The sequence below is a fragment of the bacterium genome, from assembly GCA_040753085.1.
Taxonomy (GTDB): Bacteria; UBA9089; JASEGY01; order JASEGY01; family JASEGY01; genus JASEGY01.
The window spans coordinates 1-15,322 of sequence record JBFMHI010000053.1; the positions used below are offsets into that span (position 1 = coordinate 1).

The following is a 15,322-nucleotide window of genomic DNA, read 5'->3' on the forward strand; positions in this document are numbered from 1 at the left end:
GATTTTGGAATAAATACCCATGTCTTTTATGTCTCTTGTTGAAGTTCACCGCATATCCGGTCATTAACTTCCTCATTACAGAAGACAACGACACAACGCCTGTTCTGACCAAAAGATGAAGATGATTTTGCTTTCTACACCACCGTCCCCCATGTCCTCCTAAAACCTGAATTCCTTTTTTAACATAATCCGATGCTCCTCCTTATCCAGTTGGTCCTCCGGTCGATATTGATACTTAATTGATTCTCCCTGGCCCAGATAGTAATCCAGCTCAAATTCCTGCCTCAGCCCGAGACCGAGTCCTTTGCGTTCTTGTTGTGACTTGACTATTCCCCTGTAGGTGAAATACAAATCCTCAGCAATATATTTGCCCAGATTGAACTCTACTTTCTTTTTTTCTTCTCCCTGGGCCATTAATTTTTTCTCTTCAGGCAGAAATATCTCCTCCATCGGCAGCTTGATGTCAATATCAATGTCCAGAGCAGTGGATAACTGTCTCTCCAAGGGGTTAATCAGGCTGGCGTCTAAGGTCTGGCCAACCAGTCTGGACAGACCTATTTGCAGGAGGGCTTCCATATCAGCTTCACCTAATTCCTGATAATCTCTTCCCATTCTCAAGAGTTGGACGATCTCCTGCCGGCTCTTGGGCGGAAAACTATCCGGGGCAGTAAGTGCAGGTTCGGCGCCAAAAAGTTCGCCGTCATAGGCCAGGATGATCCGTTCTCCTCCCACCTCGGCCTCGGCTGTTCCGGTCAGATATGGGAATCCCTCGCCTTCTTCAAATTTCATTTTAGCCTCTTTTAGCCGGAACTCGGTGCCCAGGTATTCAAACCTTCCCCGTCTGGCTGAGGCCTGGCCGACCACATCCAGATCAACGGCCATCTGCCCGATAAACTCAAGATACCCCTCTTTTTCGATCTCAACATCCACATAGTCATTATAGTAACTGACTTTTTTACCGGCGATAACCTTCAGTCCCTCCCACCTGATCTTTCCAACAAAGCCCATACTTCCAGCCGGGGAGCCAGGCTTAAGGGGGTAGGTAAATCTGGTCTCGCTTAATTTGATCCACGACCCCCGGGCGCAGACCGGCCTATTCAGGCTGCCGGTGATCTTTAGATTAATATCCGCTTCTCCTTCCAGGAATCCCGGGATAAGAACTGGCAGGGGTTCTTTTACGTTGTGAATAGTAAAATCGAGTCGTTCCGGGGTAGCTCCCCTGGCTCCCTCCACCATCAATTGGCTCTTTCCGACCATTGCCTTGAGAGAATCAATGATTAAGGCATTATCATGAATCCGCAACTCGGCCTCAAGCTGCCTGATTCGCTCTTTAAACACTGGGGTCTGGAAGCTGGCTTCTTTAACCTGCATTTCTCCGGCCAGCTCAGGGTCATCGAAGGTCCCACTGATTCTGAGCCAACCACTGCTTTTTCCCTCAGCTTTACTTATCAGCTTTATATAGCCGACCAGCCCCCCCAGGTCTATTTCATCCATCCTGAGACTAAGATCAAGCTGTTGGTGGGAAGGGTCCACCCAGCCTTTAGTTTCAATCAATTTTTGCCCCGACCTTAAAAGCCCCAGTCTTTCTATTCTTATCCGGTCAGTGGAAAAATCTATTTGTCCTGAAAGCCCGTTTTCTCCCTCAACTAAGGAAAAGTAACAGCCTTTTCCCGGGTGGTAAACCACCTCTGAGGTCAATTTCTCAAAATTATATTCCCGGTTTATCACCAGGTCTTCGGCCTTCAGTTTTCCTGTCCAGGAAATATCTTCTTCCCCCTTGCTTTCCCCCATAAAACTCAGCTTACCCCCCAGGGTCACCCTGGCCACCTCTATTTCTTTAGTTTGGGCTCCAAACTGAACTCTTCCCGGAGAAGCCAGGTCAAATTCTCCTTGAATAATGGCTGTGCTTTCCTCGTCTTGTGTCAAATTAAATCCTGGAATAGAAAGGTGATGGTTAAGGAAGGTAAATCCTCCCTCGGCCTTTTGGAGTGAAAACGCGGGAGTAATCAAATCGGTTATGGATATATCTCCCTTTACCTCAGGCTGGCTTATCGAGCCGGAGACATCTATTTTGCCTTTAACTGTTCCCGCTGCCTTGGGGGCCTCTGGCCAGCCAAGGGCAGTCAAGGTGGAAAGGCTGGTGCCCTCCAACATTAGATTGATTTTAAGTTTGGCTGGTTTAGAGGAAAGATCGATTTCTCCTTTAGCCGTGGAGTGGTCTATATGCAGGGATTGAATCTCTATTTTATTGGCGGCCCATCTAAAGTCGGCTTTAACTCTCTGCCCATTCTGTATCCCTTTAAGGGAGGCAGTTAATTCCGGATGAAGCCACCCGCCTGCTATCCTTCCGTCCAGACTGAAATCTCCCTTCCAGGTCTCAAATTGAGGGAAAAAGACAGCGGCCTCCGGCCAGGTAAGACCAGTCAAGGAAAAATCAATAGCCGCTGTTTCCGTCAGCCCTGTCCCAGAGGTAGAAAGCCTCCCCCCCTGGCCAATCTTGAGAGTGGATGGGCCTATCACTATTTTTTTGTCCTTAGCCCAGTTAAGGGAAGACTCACCTTCAGAGAGGGCCAGGCCTTTTAAATCTCCTTCAAAACCAGAGAGCTTGCCTGTAACTGTCCCCTGATCAATTTGGCCTTCAAACCTGCCCTGGCCATTAAGGCCGGCCAGATTGCTGGCGGTGATTTTAAAACTGAAGGTCGATGGCCTGGCCAAGCGAATGTAACCAGGAAAGGAGAGCCGACTTTGCTCAGAAAGTAAAAGAGTCGCCGAGGCCAGGGTCAAACCCTTTTCATTGCCGGCCAGGCTCAAATGGCCTTTGTATTTACCGGCCAGGTTCTCTATTCTTAAATCTTCCCCCCCGTAGCTAAGTTTGCCTCTATCTCTTTTTACTGTTACCAGGCCATGCACTTCTCCTCCCCCGGGCGCCTTAAGTCCCAGGAGGCCGGCGGCTTGATCGAGCCTGACCCCCCGAAGAGTAAGATTGAGATCGAGTCCTAATCCTCCCTTAAATCCCAGCCCCCCGTCAATAAACAGATGGTTCTCCGATTTTTGGGTAAAAAGATTCCATCGTCCCTCCCGGTAGGTTATTCTTCCCTCCATACCTCCCAGTGAGGTAGAATTTATGATACTATCCCCCCATTTAAAATGGCCGGCAAATACATCTGGAGCGAATTCTCCTGAAATATCAAATTGTGATGACACCCGGTTCGCTCCAACCCGGAATTGGTCAGCTAAGATAGTCAGCCGGCCGCTTCGGCTTTGATCCTGGCCGGCTGAAATCCCCCCTTCAAATTCGAGCCTTCCTTTTTCCTGATTTATCTTGAGGGAGACAAGTTGAAGGTATTTCCCTTCCCCCTTAAAAGCCAGGCGGCCTTTCCCTTCTAAGAGATTGGCCAGGATAAAATTCCCTTCATATTCTGGAGCGGTGGGATTACCCTTGATCCTCAAGACGCCATCAAGGTAGGTAGACTGGCCTAAGTCAAGCCTGGAGAGTTTCATAAGGGGCCAGAGTGGGGCGTTTTTGGCCTCCAGGGTAAGATAGCCGGAAGGAACCCCCTCCCAATTTAGCTCCCCTTGAGCCAGATACCCCTCACCCCATTTGAGACGGATGAGGTTAAGCCGGTTGGATTGATACCTCAAGTTTGCCTTAAGCCTGGGAAGGATCGTCTTGCCCTGATTAAGACTCAGGGAAGACAGAGCGGTCTCTCCGCTGATGAGGAAAGAGGGTTTAATCTTAATAGACCCCTCAAAGGAGAAAGGGCTGACGACATCAAGGTCTTTTACCTGAGCAGGCATCCATTTATTCCATGTAACTTGCTCTGACGCCGCTTTTAGCTGTATTTCTTCCATTGAATTAAAAATGACTCCCTGGAGTTTAAAGGGGGTTTCTCGAGCCGTAAAGGCAAGATTGGCGGCCAATTGCGGATGGCGGGTGGCAGGTGGCGATAAGGCATAAGAAATCTTAAAGCTCCCACGCACATCAGTTATCTTCTCATCCTGAGCCCTCAGAATCACCTCCCCCTCTTTTATCTTTTCTCTCGGTTTCCCCAGAATTACTTCTCCATCTTTGAGCTCCAGTCTCCCATTGCAGTTAGCCAACTTTAATTCCTGAGCGGCGGGTTCTACCTGGCCCGCCAGGTTGCCTTTGATGACGCCACTAACGGATTGCAGATTAGCAATTAGGGATGGCAGAGGGTGCGTGGCCGAGGGTAGGCTCCCCTCTGGGATCCGGGCTCTGAAAAGAGCAGCCAGGTCAACCGTGTCTATCTCTGCCTTCCAGTTAAGGTCTTTCAATGTCGCTCTTCCCCATAGTTTGATCTGAGGTGGTTTGGTGGCCTCGCCTAAGGAGCAGGTAGCGGTAAGCACAAGGGTAGTCGTGTCTTTAAGCTCCTCTCCTTTCTGAGGGTTGATTCTTACCCTCCTGAAGGCTCCCTTCTGACCTCTGACCTCTGACTTCTGGTCTCTGTCCCCTGTATGCCGGGGTTCGATTTTGGCCTCAATTCCTCTGAGGGGTAAACTGAAGTTCCTGACCGGGTCGAATAGATCAAGTTCGCCCTTCTGCACCCGGACTCTAAAGGAGGTGAGATTAATCACGGCTGCCCACCGTTGCTCCCAATCAACCTCGGGTTTAGTCTCCTTCAGGTTAAGTTCCGCCTTCGGTCGAAGAAGACGGATTTCATTCAGCCAACGAGGAGACCACTTCCCCCTGGCCCTAATTATCTCCCAGAGGCTGAATCTCAAAGCGACTCGATCGATGCTTATTACGGATGCCTCTCCTTCAGGAGAGGACTGCACAAAACGAACCCGATAGAGGATCAAGTGGTCAAAAAATCCACCGCCTATGTCACCAATGGTTACCTCAGCCCCGGTTTCAGCCTCTAATTGAGAGACAATTTGCCCCTTGATGGGTTCGTAAAAGAGTCCTTTATGCCAGGCTAAGTAAAGACACCCCAGCCCGATAATGATTAAAAGTAAAACAATTTTCTTTTTCATAGGGTAGCGCCGCCTCCAGCCGCAGCCCAACGCCCACGATGAGCCGATACGCCGTTAGACCACCTTGTTCATCCTATCCTATGGCATGGGTAAGGCGCAAGTACGGCTTTATGGCCTTCAACTCCTCTGTCTCTGCCCGCTGCGCAACGTACAAGTCCCACCGAAGCTGCACATTCATCCAGAAATCGGCACTCGTCCCGAAGAACCTTGCTAAGCGCAAAGCTATCCTTGGTGTCATGCCCCTACGCTGATTGACAATATCGTTTATCTGTTGGTAGGGAACATGAATGGCGTTTGCCATCTGACGTTGCGTCAGTCTCATCGGATTCAGGAATTCCTCCAAGAGCATCTCTCCGGGATGCGTCGGCGCCCGGTTCGTAGGTATACGAATCATGATCTCCTCCTAATGATAGTCCACAATCTCAACTTGGTCAGGTCCCGACTCTGTCCAAACGAAGCAAATGCGGTATCGCTCATTGATCCGAATGCTGTGCTGCCCCTGTCGGTCACCAGTCAACATTTCCAGGCAATTGCCCGGCGGAACTCGCAGTTCTCGAAGGGCAGTGACCGAATCAAGCATATCGAGTTTGCGCATGGCTGCTTTCCAGACCGCTTCCGGACATGTCCTTCTGGCGGCTTTCGTGTTCTCTCCGTTGAAGACGTCTTCAGTACCATCGTTCTTGAATGATTGTATCATAGCAACATGATAGCAGCACGGTCATCTCATTGCAAGCAGTCGTAGAGTTCGCCAAGCATGTATGGCGGTCTAACAAATTTTGGATGGCGGATGGCGGATTTAAAATCTTCCGTCCGCAATCCGAAATCCGCAATCATAACATTCTGGCGGACAACGTAAATATGGCGGCTAATAGTATAACTTGCTCAGGGCAGGGTAAGGCCGCCAATGATAGAGCAGGAATCGGCCAAGGACCTAATTGACTCTCTGATAAGCTTACATGGTTCGATTCGGGAGAAACTCTCCCCGAGGGGAGTTAGTTTTGGTAATGAGAGGTGTAACGACTGACCGTTTATTCGAGGCAGACCGGCTAATTACTGACTATTCACCGGACTACTGAAAACTCCCAAATGCAAGGCATCCAACGTTCTCAACAATGGTTAATGTGTTCACAAATTACTCTCCCATTCACGACGCCGCAAACTGCGTACCCATGCTGTACTATCCCGCATATCTTCACGTCCCCGCCACATGCCTATAAATGGTTCATCCGACAATATGACTCGCTTGGTCTTTGGGATAACCTTCCCCTTAGAATAACGTGTTTTCAGAAGAGCTATAAAATCAACGACTTGTTTCTGTGCTTCTATTGGCAAAGAAGCCATCTCTTTAAGAATATCAGAAGTTTCCATTTTTTATCTTACCTCCGACTTCTCTTTGACCACAATATCATGTTACTCTAGTGCCTTGTCACGTTAGTATTTACTTGTCACGTTAGTATTTATGGGTAGAGTCTCTTTAGTAGGGGCGAATAATTATTCGCCCCTACCTCCTCCTTTTGCACAGACGATTCGCGAATCGCCCTTACTGTAGGGGCACGTTGCAACGTGCCCCTACAGCCTTGTCAAGATAGAAGTTATCTGTTAGAGCTTGTCTTTATGCCGAAGGGTTAAATAATTACCCAAATAAGCAATCATAAGGGTTACCCTTACAAAAGACGAACCCATTAAAGCAAGCTTGACAAGACACTAGTGCCTTGTCAAGTTGATTAAAGTAAGTTAAATAGTTACGATCATCATTTATACATTTATATTTTAACAAAAGATAATAATGTTGTCAATATTTTTTTGGCGAGATTCGGGGGAGAAGCTTTCTAAGTGCCTATCCCAAGATCCTAGACACCAGAAGTCTGGCCGACTCCTGGTGTCCAAGCACCTGAGGCGCGGCGAAAGTTTTGGAATAGGCTCTACTGGATGACATTGAAGGAAATCAAGAAGGCTGTTAATGCTTCCATCAGGTCATATTCTGCCTCAGGACAATCGCCTCAAAATTTATGCTGGACAACTCCTCCCCATTCTGTTATAATACGTAACTATTCAGCCACTAAGCCAATAGCCAATAGGGAAGAATACCCTATTGCCTATTGGCTTCTGTAATCTTCGTGTCTTTGTGGCTGAATAGTTACATTAATATTAAGCCTTGTTCATCGTTTGGGCCATTTACCAATCAAGGTGGATAGGCTGAAGACTGAAGTTCAATAGCCTTCAGTCTTCAGTCTTCCGCTCCAAGGCGGAAAAGAAGGGAGCTTCAAGGTGGAGCAGCGAATAAACAAACAGAGCACCGAGTCCAGAGTCCAGAACCCAGAAAGTAATCCGCCATCCGCCGCCATCCGCCATCCGATAAGGCCTGGGCTGAGTTGTCTTTTAGAAGAAAGATCAGATATACTTAAGGGTCGGTCTATTGGCCTCATTACCAATATCACCGGGGTGGATGAAAAGGAAAGAAGAAACATAGACATTCTGTGGGCCAGAGATGATTGGAAACTAACGGCCCTCTTTTCTCCTGAACACGGTTTAAAAAGCGATGTCCTGGATGGCATTCCGGTTGACTCTGCCTTTGATCCTTCTAAAAGATTGCCTGTTTACAGCCTTTATGGAGATCACAAGCAGCCAACGCCGGAGATGCTGTCCGGAATCGACCTCTTGATTTTTGATATTCAGGATATTGGTGTCCGCTATTATACCTATATTACCACCTTAGGTCTGGCTATGGAAGCCGCAGCCAGAGAGGGCATTCCCTTTGTGGTTTGTGATCGTCCTAATCCTATAACCGGCAAAAGGGTAGAAGGAAATATTCTTGATCTTAAATTTAGGTCCTTTGTCGGATATTACCCCCTTCCGATAAGATACGGCATGAGCATTGGTGAGCTGGCCTTGCTTTTCAACCAGAAATATGAAATCGGAGCCGAGTTGGAAGTAGTTAAAGTTGAGGGCTGGAAGAGGGAGATGTGGTTTGATGAAACCAGTCTTCCCTGGATACCTCCCTCTCCGGATATGCCAGGATTAAATACTGCTATCCTCTATCCTGGAACTTGCCTCTTTGAAGGCACCAATGTCTCTGAAGGAAGAGGCACCTCGACACCTTTTGAGTTAATTGGCGCCCCCTGGCTGGATGGGAAAAGACTGGCCGAAGGGTTAAACTCCTTAGCTCTTCCCGGGGTAAGATTTAGGCCTGCTTTTTTCAGACCGACCCGATCCAAATACACCGAGGTAAATTGCAGCGGCGTAAAGATAGTAGTGCTTGATCGTGAAAGCATCGACTCGATTAGAACAGGGCTTAATATACTCGCCCTTATTAAGAAAGATTACGAAACCAAATTTAGTTGGTCGAAACGGGAGGGCACCTACTTTTTTGATCGACTGATCGGAACCGACCAGGTCCGGCAGCAACTGGAGGCAGGATGTCCCGTGGAAACAATTATGGCCTTCTGGCTGGATGAAAAGAGCCGGTTTCTGATGACCAGAAGGACATATTTGCTTTACGATTAAGTTCCCCCACCAGGCGACCGGATACCGGATACCGACCTCGTTGATTCAAGCCCAGATGTAATCGTTCATCACAGATAGATTTTTCTCAGTGTCTCTGTGTCTCCGTGGTGAGGTGAACGGTTACGCCCAGATGAGCTTCTTATACTTTATTAAATAGTTTAATCCGGAGAGGACAGTAAGGAGAGTAGTAATCAACATCAACAGGTAAGGACCGGCTTCGATAGTCCAGAACAAATATCGACTCCAGCCGCCTCTGTCCAGCATATCGGCCGGGGTAAGATTAAGGAAGGTTTGCAGATAAGACCTTATTAAGAGGATGAGAAAAATAGCAATAATGACCACCATTTGAGAGGTGGTCTTAGCCTTTCCTCCGCCGCCGGCAGTAATAACCGTCCCTTCAGAGAGGGCCAGCATCCTGAGACCGGTAACCAGGAACTCCCTGGTAATAATAAGAAAGACCATCCAGGCCGGTATATGGAGTTCCGGCATGCCGACAAAGGAAATGAAGACAGCCGAGGTAAGTAGTTTGTCGGCTAAAGGGTCCATCAGTTTGCCCCAGGTAGTAACTTTTTGCTCACGTCTGGCCAGTATTCCATCATAAAGGTCGGTTATAGCGGCAATTATAAAGGTGAATAAGGTTAGAAATCGGACGTAGATATTTTCCTGAGTCAAAAGGATAATAATAAGAGGGATGAGGATAATCCTCGTTAGGGTTAATTTATTGGCTAGGTGCATAGCGCGGCCTCCCGCCATCCTCGATGCTCGATCCTCGATGCTGGATGCTCGATACTCGATATTGGAGACTCGATACTGAAGACTGGAGACTAAATCCTTTACCCGCATCGAGCATCCCGCATCGAGCATCGAGCATCGAGCTTTGATTAAAACAGCCCCGGAATATTAAGACCGCCGGTGATTTTCTTCATTTCATCTTCAACCATTTCAGAAACCCGGGTCATCGCTTCATTGACCGCCGCTTGAATCAAGTCTTCAAGCATCTCTACATCATCCGGGTTAATCACTTCCGGATCAATCTTTATCTCCACAACCTCCTTTTGTCCATTGACTGTGGCCGTTACCATCCCACCCCCTGCACTGGCGGTAGCGGTCCGTGCGGCTAATTCCTCCTGTATCTGGAGTATCTTCGACTGCATCTTTTGAACTTGCTTCATGATATCTTTCATACCCTTCATCATACACCTCCATTATTTGATTTCGGATTTCGAGATGAACAATGCCCTCAATATCTTGATTCAACCACCGAATCTACGACTTAGTGCTTACTCCTTTACTACCTACGGCTTGCTGCCTATTGTCTTTATTATCTCCCCTTCAAATATCTCCAGGGCCCGTCCCACTATCGGCTCCATATCTGTGATATGATAGAAAGACTGAGGTTGTTTGGCGGGTTTATCAGAAGTAAAATTCCCCGGCGAAGTTTGGCCATTAATGGAGATAATCTTTAAATTAATGTCTCGATCAAGTATTTGCTTGACAACACCTTCAATAATCTTTCGGTAGTCCTTTCGGTCAACCGTTTTGGCCTGAAAGGAATTTTCTTCACTGAAGCCTATTACTAGGTCATCTCCTTTAAGCTCGACCATTTTTCCACTGCTCAGACAACTTCCCAGGGAAGGTTTTTTCTGGGTAGCCTGGCTAATAATTCTTGACCAGATGGTGGCGGCTTCACTCGAATCCGAGATGGTAACATCAGAGGGTAAAGAGGACGGAGTTTGATCAGTCTGAAGAGGTATGCCGTTAAGTTCATAATCCATCATAGGAGAGGATATCTTAATTCCCTGATCGGGAATGAATTCTCGACTTCCATTGGTGGGAACAACTCGTGACTCCAATTTTTCCAATCTGTTCAATATTTCCATTAGAGGTATTTCCTGCTTTACCCTGGCCATCTTTAGGACGGTCAGTTCAAAAAGTAACCGGGCCTGAGATGACCACTTCATCTTTTCGTTACACTCTTTTAATAGCTCAATGACCTTTAATATCTCCTCAGATGATAGCTGTTCTATCTGCTTCTTTAGTGATGTCAGTTCAGAATCAGGCAAATCAACCAACCTGGTTCCTTCCTTCGGATCAGTTTTAAGGAGCAACCCATCCCTGAAATATCCCATTAGGTCCCTTACCAGTTGGTTCAGGTCTACCCCGGCCTCAACTGCTTCAGAGACTAATCTAAGTCCGGCAGAAGGATCAGATTGACTTACTACCGCTGAAAATTTAGACAGTATATCAAAGTTGACCAGGCCTAAGACCGTCGTAACATCTTCTGTTTTGATCGGACCTTCATTACGGTAGGAGATGACCTGGTCAAGGATAGTCTGAGCATCCCGGAGGCTGCCTGAGGCCTGCCGGGCAATAAGGACTAAGGCTCCTTCCTCAACTTCAATCCCTTCCGAGGCAGCCATTTGCTTAAGCTGATCAACAATTTGTCCGGCCCCTATCCGTCTGAAGTCAAATCGTTGACATCGAGAGAGAATAGTTTGAGGCACCTTGTGAGGCTCGGTGGTGGCAAAGATAAAGATGACGTGAGAGGGAGGTTCTTCCAGGGTTTTTAGAAGGGCATTAAAGGCCTCCTTGGTCAGCATGTGAACTTCATCAATGATATAAATCTTATACCTTGATGCCGCCGGAGCCAACCTAACCCTCTCCCTGAGGTCTCTGATTTCATCTATACCCCTATTGGATGCCCCGTCAATTTCAATGACATCAAGCCATTGGCCGGAGGAAATTCCCAGACATGCCCGACACTTCATACAGGGTTTAGGAGTCGGCCCGGTCTCACAATTAACCGCTTTGGCCAGGATACGGGCAATACTTGTCTTCCCTGTCCCCCGGGGGCCGGTGAAGAGATATGCCTGTCCAATCCGTTCCTGATGTAAGGCATTGGTCAGGGTAGTCGTTACATGGGACTGACCGATTACTTCTTCAAATACCTTAGGCCGCCATCTTCGGGCCAGAACTATGTAGGACATGGTAATTAGTCTATCTCCAAACTATAATCCATTGACTTAGCCGAACTGGTCAGATGGCCGATAGAAATCATATCTACCCCAGAGCGGGCTACGGTATCCACTGTCTCAAGGGTGACTCCCCCTGAGGCCTCAAGAAGGATATGAGAATTTTTCTGCCTGGCCAAGACCACGGCCTCTTTCAATTTCTCAGGGGTAAAATTGTCTAACAGGATAACATCTGCTCCCGCCGAAACAGCCTCATCAACTTCTTCTATGGTCTCTACCTCTACCTCTATTTTAAGCAGGCAGGGACCTTCGGACCTGGCAAGTTCTACGGCCGATTCAATTCCTCCTGATACCTTGAGGTGATTGTCTTTGATCAGAATCCCATCGCTCAGACTAAAACGGTGGTTGTAGCCTCCTCCAACTCTGACCGCGTATTTTTCCAGGGCACGAAGTCCCGGCGTAGTCTTTCGAGTATCAAAGATTTTGACGCCCAAGCCCTCAACCTTGTTAACAAATTCAGAAGTGAGGGTGGCAATTCCGGATAACCTTCCCAGAAAATTTAAGGCTGTTCGTTCTGCCGTCAGGATACCCCTGGCTGGTCCCTCAAGAGAGGCGACCAGCTCGTTTTCTTTAACCCTATTGCCTTCTTTCACTTTAAGCCTAACGGCCAGCTCAGGTTCTATCTCCTTAAAGACAGCCTTAGCCACCTCCAGTCCAGCGACTATTCCTTTTTCTCTGGAAAAAATCCTGGCCTGACACTCAATATCTTCTCTAACGCATAGCCGGGTCGTCAAATCCCCGTGCTCGATATCTTCAGCTAAGGCGGCCGTAATAATAGGTCTTAACCATAAATAGTCTGTAAATCCCATACCGCGGTCTCCCGCCGCAATCAAACAATCCTCGAGGCTCGAGCCTCGAGGATTGAGCATCGAGCATCGAGCATCGAGCATCGAGGATCGAGGATCGAGCATCGCCGCTAAGCAGATACTGTATCATATCTATAAAATTTTGTCAAGCTTTTCTGAAATATGCCGCCGGGCAATCGCCTCAAAATTTCAATCATTCAGGAGCCATAGAAACCGCTGAAGCGGTTACCAGGCGTCGTTATTGTTTACCAACTCACCCCGATAAATCAGCGATTTTTCAGGCCGAATTAATTTTATGAATTTAGTCTCTTTGTGTCTTCGTGGTAAAAAGGAGTCTGGTTTTTTTGGCTGAATAGTTACAAAACAAATTTGTTTGCCAGAAGTTAAATCTGCTGGTATAATTAGAGCCTGATTTATTAGGGAGACACAGAGTCTCGATAAACGGGTGTCTTTTTTAGATCCTCTGGGCCTCTGGGTTTAGAGACCTCTCAGCTCTCAGCACCTCCTTCTCCGCGTAGTATTTCCGATGAACAAAAACTATACCACCCAGGAGTAGATAATACCCTAAAATAACCGGCCATGAGGAAAGGGTAAACTGAAGATTGGCCCAGGCGGGCGTGGAGGCCGCTAAGACCGTCCAAATGAGGGCCTTTAGGGCCAGGAGAGTAGGCAGGGCAGCCAGTTTGGCCAGGCTAAGGCTTAAAGGAGCTATGGCCAGAAGGGTCAGTCCTGAACCTAAAATAAGCCCGACTAAGGGAACAACTATGGGGTTGATCAGAATACCAATGAGAGGCACTCGACCAAAATAAAAGGCCAACACAGGCCACAAGACTACCCAGACAGCTAAAGAAACGACAAAAAGCAGCCTCAGTCGCTGATAAGGAATGACCGGCTTTAACATAAGCGTAAATATGGGAGTAAAAAGAGGAATTGCCAGGGTAGCCATAAAGGAAAGTTGAAAGCCAACATCAAAGAGGAAAGAAGGGTTGATTACCAGAAGAATAAAGGCCGCCAGGGCAAGACCATTGTAAAGAGGATTTTCCCGGCCTAAAACCATAGCCAGCAGGGTAGCCGAGGCCATAATCGAGGCCCGAATCACCGAGGGTCTGGCTCCGGCTATAAAACAGTAACCGATAACCACCAGAATGGTCAGGCCGGCTGATAATCGGCGGTATCTCCACAGAAGATAATATCTCAGCAGGCCAAAGACAATAAAGGCGATAAGGCCAACATGAAGCCCGGACACGGCCAGGACATGAACTGCCCCGGATTCGATAAAGACCTGATAGAGTCCAATGGGAAGAGTCTCCCGCTGGCCAAGAAGCAGGCCCTTTAGGAGGCTGCCTTCCAGAGATGGAAGAAGGCAATCAATAAGGCCGGCTACCTGCTGACGAATAGCTGTGACTACCTGCCAGAACCTATTAATTTCCCCCTGCCCCAGCTTACTTATCCTTTCTCCCTCAGGTTCCCTGATCGTCATCACCGTATGGATTCCGGACCGCGCCAGATAAGTCCGCATATTAAACTGCTTCCCTGCCGAGGGGAACCTCAAGACCCCTCTTAGCTTGACCAGGTCGCCGTATTGAAGATCAAGGGGGCAATTATACACCGTAGTGTAAAGGAGACCCTTAACCGGAATCGCTCGATGCTCGATGCTGGATACTCGATGCTCGATGCTCGATGTTCGATGCTCGATGCTTGATGCTTGATGTTCGATGCTTGATGCTCGATACTCGATGCTCGATGCTGGATGCTCGATGTTTCCGCTGGCCAAGATAACCTCTTTAACCCGAATCTTCAGGATAGTTTTCTCTCTCCGTGGCTCCGGTTCTTTTATTATCGTCCCGACCAGTTCTATTTTCCCGGATGAGGCAAACTGGATCAGGGTATCGGTTGATCTGGTGGTAAAAAGCTCGTACCAGATTAGTCCCAACAGAAGAAAGCCAACAAGAGAGAAGCCGCTAAATAAGCGGCCGCATCTTAGCCAGAATATTACTATTAAAAAGAGATAGAGAAGAAAGGCGGTAAACAAGAGAGGCAGTAAGCCAGGATCAAGGTAATAGCCAAGGATAATACCAAGTAAATAGAGGAGGGTAATGCGGATAAGGGGGGTCATTACTCGATACTCGATACTCGATGCTCGATATCGAACATCAAGCATCGAGCAAAGAGCTTACGGGCCCGACCGCTTTTTTCTCGAGCCATTGATCCACTTCTTCTTTATTAAAATACCAGAGATATTTATCCCGGTGACAGGGAATGTCGCCACTATGACACATTCGATATATGGTCATCTCATGCATCCTAAGATATTGAGCCACCTCCTTAACGGTCATAACAGGAAGATTCTTCTTCATTGTCATCCACTCCTTTTTTGGCTGGTTAAGCCGTAGCGGTTTCCTCACCGCTCATATTCTCTTTAAGCCATTTTTCTATCTCGGCCTTATTAAACCGCCAATTGCTACCTATACGATAGCAAGGAATAGTCCGGCGTTGGCACATGCGATAAATAGTAATCTCATGCACCCTCAGAAACTTGGCCACCTCTTTAACCGTCATCATAGGGTGTCTTTTTTCTTCAGCCATTGTTTATCAACTCCTTTTTATTAAGAGTCTATCTCAAAACCTCGGGGCGATGAAAGCCGCTAAAGGAGGCACCTCCAACTGCCGAGGGATGGAGGGCGCCCGTGGTCGCTCCTTAACGGTCGTGGCTCGGATCGGTTTTGGGATTGGCTCTAAGTAGATCTAAAGTGGGCATTGCCTGCCCACCGCTCATCAACTTTGGGCATTGATCATCGTTTCAGCCATTTACGGATTAATCGCGAATCGCGGATTGCGAATTGCGAATTAAAAAATAGGTAACCGTTCAGCCACGGATGCACACAGATGAAACACGGATTTCCGTGAACCGTGTCCGGGAGTCGTGTCCGTGATTAGGTTGTAGGGACAACCCTTGTGGTTGTCCGCCTATGGAACGGACAGGGA

Annotated in this window: 14 protein-coding genes; 2 read left to right on the forward strand and 12 right to left on the reverse strand. The window is 47.8% G+C overall.

Going from position 1 to position 15,322, the window contains the following annotated elements:
* Positions 1 to 159: 159 nt before the first annotated feature.
* The 3 genes from AB1797_07195 to AB1797_07205 form a co-directional block, all read right to left on the reverse strand.
* Complete coding sequence (locus AB1797_07195) at positions 160 to 4,995, reverse strand: translocation/assembly module TamB domain-containing protein (protein MEW5767399.1); 4,836 nt, start codon at positions 4,993 to 4,995, stop codon at positions 160 to 162.
* A gap of 73 nt (positions 4,996 to 5,068) precedes the next feature.
* A complete protein-coding gene (locus AB1797_07200; GenBank protein MEW5767400.1) occupies positions 5,069 to 5,389 on the reverse strand; it encodes a HigA family addiction module antitoxin in 321 nt (106 codons plus the stop codon).
* Between the two features lie 9 nt (positions 5,390 to 5,398).
* A complete protein-coding gene (locus AB1797_07205; protein ID MEW5767401.1) occupies positions 5,399 to 5,692 on the reverse strand; it encodes a type II toxin-antitoxin system RelE/ParE family toxin in 294 nt (97 codons plus the stop codon).
* An 83-nt stretch (positions 5,693 to 5,775) separates the two neighbouring features.
* Here AB1797_07205 and AB1797_07210 point away from each other — a divergent pair, with 83 nt between their 5' ends.
* Entirely contained in the window at positions 5,776 to 5,934 is a 159-nt protein-coding gene (locus tag AB1797_07210; GenBank protein ID MEW5767402.1) for a hypothetical protein, read from the forward strand.
* A gap of 186 nt (positions 5,935 to 6,120) precedes the next feature.
* Here the strand turns inward: AB1797_07210 and AB1797_07215 are convergent, their stop codons facing one another.
* The gene (locus tag AB1797_07215; protein MEW5767403.1) at positions 6,121 to 6,363 is read right to left on the reverse strand and encodes a DUF2281 domain-containing protein; all 243 of its coding nucleotides are present in this window, start codon (positions 6,361 to 6,363) and stop codon (positions 6,121 to 6,123) included.
* Positions 6,364 to 7,263: 900 nt separating this feature from the next.
* On the opposite strand from AB1797_07215, the gene AB1797_07220 reads away from it, so the two are divergent.
* Complete coding sequence (locus tag AB1797_07220; GenBank protein ID MEW5767404.1) at positions 7,264 to 8,499, forward strand: DUF1343 domain-containing protein; 1,236 nt, start codon at positions 7,264 to 7,266, stop codon at positions 8,497 to 8,499.
* A gap of 120 nt (positions 8,500 to 8,619) precedes the next feature.
* On the opposite strand, the gene pgsA is transcribed toward AB1797_07220, so the two are convergent.
* The 8 genes from pgsA to AB1797_07260 all read right to left on the reverse strand — a co-directional run bounded on the left by pgsA (position 8,620) and on the right by AB1797_07260 (position 14,923).
* Positions 8,620 to 9,363, reverse strand: a complete 744-nt coding sequence (pgsA, locus tag AB1797_07225) for a CDP-diacylglycerol--glycerol-3-phosphate 3-phosphatidyltransferase (GenBank protein MEW5767405.1) — start codon at positions 9,361 to 9,363, stop codon at positions 8,620 to 8,622.
* Positions 9,364 to 9,380: 17 nt separating this feature from the next.
* Entirely contained in the window at positions 9,381 to 9,692 is a 312-nt protein-coding gene (locus AB1797_07230) for a YbaB/EbfC family nucleoid-associated protein (protein MEW5767406.1), read from the reverse strand.
* A gap of 102 nt (positions 9,693 to 9,794) precedes the next feature.
* Complete coding sequence (dnaX, locus tag AB1797_07235) at positions 9,795 to 11,486, reverse strand: DNA polymerase III subunit gamma/tau (GenBank protein ID MEW5767407.1); 1,692 nt, start codon at positions 11,484 to 11,486, stop codon at positions 9,795 to 9,797.
* A gap of 5 nt (positions 11,487 to 11,491) precedes the next feature.
* Entirely contained in the window at positions 11,492 to 12,340 is an 849-nt protein-coding gene (gene nadC, locus AB1797_07240) for a carboxylating nicotinate-nucleotide diphosphorylase (protein MEW5767408.1), read from the reverse strand.
* Positions 12,285 to 12,467, reverse strand: coding sequence for a hypothetical protein (locus AB1797_07245; GenBank protein MEW5767409.1), 183 nt, complete (start codon positions 12,465 to 12,467; stop codon positions 12,285 to 12,287). Before AB1797_07245 ends, nadC begins: the two co-directional genes overlap by 56 nt.
* A 324-nt stretch (positions 12,468 to 12,791) precedes the next feature.
* A complete protein-coding gene (locus AB1797_07250) occupies positions 12,792 to 14,498 on the reverse strand; it encodes a ComEC/Rec2 family competence protein (GenBank protein MEW5767410.1) in 1,707 nt (568 codons plus the stop codon).
* Positions 14,491 to 14,694 carry a helix-turn-helix domain-containing protein gene (locus AB1797_07255; protein MEW5767411.1) on the reverse strand — a complete coding sequence of 68 codons (204 nt, stop codon included), beginning with the start codon at positions 14,692 to 14,694 and terminating at the stop codon, positions 14,491 to 14,493. Before AB1797_07255 ends, AB1797_07250 begins: the two co-directional genes overlap by 8 nt.
* Before the next feature lie 25 nt (positions 14,695 to 14,719).
* Positions 14,720 to 14,923 (reverse strand): helix-turn-helix domain-containing protein, encoded by a 204-nt coding sequence (locus tag AB1797_07260; GenBank protein MEW5767412.1) that lies wholly within the window; start codon positions 14,921 to 14,923, stop codon positions 14,720 to 14,722.
* Positions 14,924 to 15,322: the final 399 nt, after the last annotated feature.

What these genes read in the sequence shown, in the direction of transcription:
- AB1797_07195 (MEW5767399.1), bottom strand. Translation starts at nt 4,995, where the DNA reads ATGAAAAAGAAAATTGTTTTACTTTTAATCATTATCGGGCTGGGGTGT.
- AB1797_07200 (MEW5767400.1), bottom strand. Translation starts at nt 5,389, where the DNA reads ATGATTCGTATACCTACGAACCGGGCGCCGACGCATCCCGGAGAGATG.
- AB1797_07205 (MEW5767401.1), bottom strand. Translation starts at nt 5,692, where the DNA reads ATGATACAATCATTCAAGAACGATGGTACTGAAGACGTCTTCAACGGA.
- AB1797_07210 (MEW5767402.1), top strand. Translation starts at nt 5,776, where the DNA reads ATGGCGGATGGCGGATTTAAAATCTTCCGTCCGCAATCCGAAATCCGC.
- AB1797_07215 (MEW5767403.1), bottom strand. Translation starts at nt 6,363, where the DNA reads ATGGAAACTTCTGATATTCTTAAAGAGATGGCTTCTTTGCCAATAGAA.
- pgsA (MEW5767405.1), bottom strand. Translation starts at nt 9,363, where the DNA reads ATGCTCGATGCGGGATGCTCGATGCGGGTAAAGGATTTAGTCTCCAGT.
- AB1797_07230 (MEW5767406.1), bottom strand. Translation starts at nt 9,692, where the DNA reads ATGAAGGGTATGAAAGATATCATGAAGCAAGTTCAAAAGATGCAGTCG.
- dnaX (MEW5767407.1), bottom strand. Translation starts at nt 11,486, where the DNA reads ATGTCCTACATAGTTCTGGCCCGAAGATGGCGGCCTAAGGTATTTGAA.
- nadC (MEW5767408.1), bottom strand. Translation starts at nt 12,340, where the DNA reads ATGGGATTTACAGACTATTTATGGTTAAGACCTATTATTACGGCCGCC.
- AB1797_07245 (MEW5767409.1), bottom strand. Translation starts at nt 12,467, where the DNA reads ATGATACAGTATCTGCTTAGCGGCGATGCTCGATCCTCGATCCTCGAT.
- AB1797_07250 (MEW5767410.1), bottom strand. Translation starts at nt 14,498, where the DNA reads ATGCTTGATGTTCGATATCGAGCATCGAGTATCGAGTATCGAGTAATG.
- AB1797_07255 (MEW5767411.1), bottom strand. Translation starts at nt 14,694, where the DNA reads ATGAAGAAGAATCTTCCTGTTATGACCGTTAAGGAGGTGGCTCAATAT.
- AB1797_07260 (MEW5767412.1), bottom strand. Translation starts at nt 14,923, where the DNA reads ATGGCTGAAGAAAAAAGACACCCTATGATGACGGTTAAAGAGGTGGCC.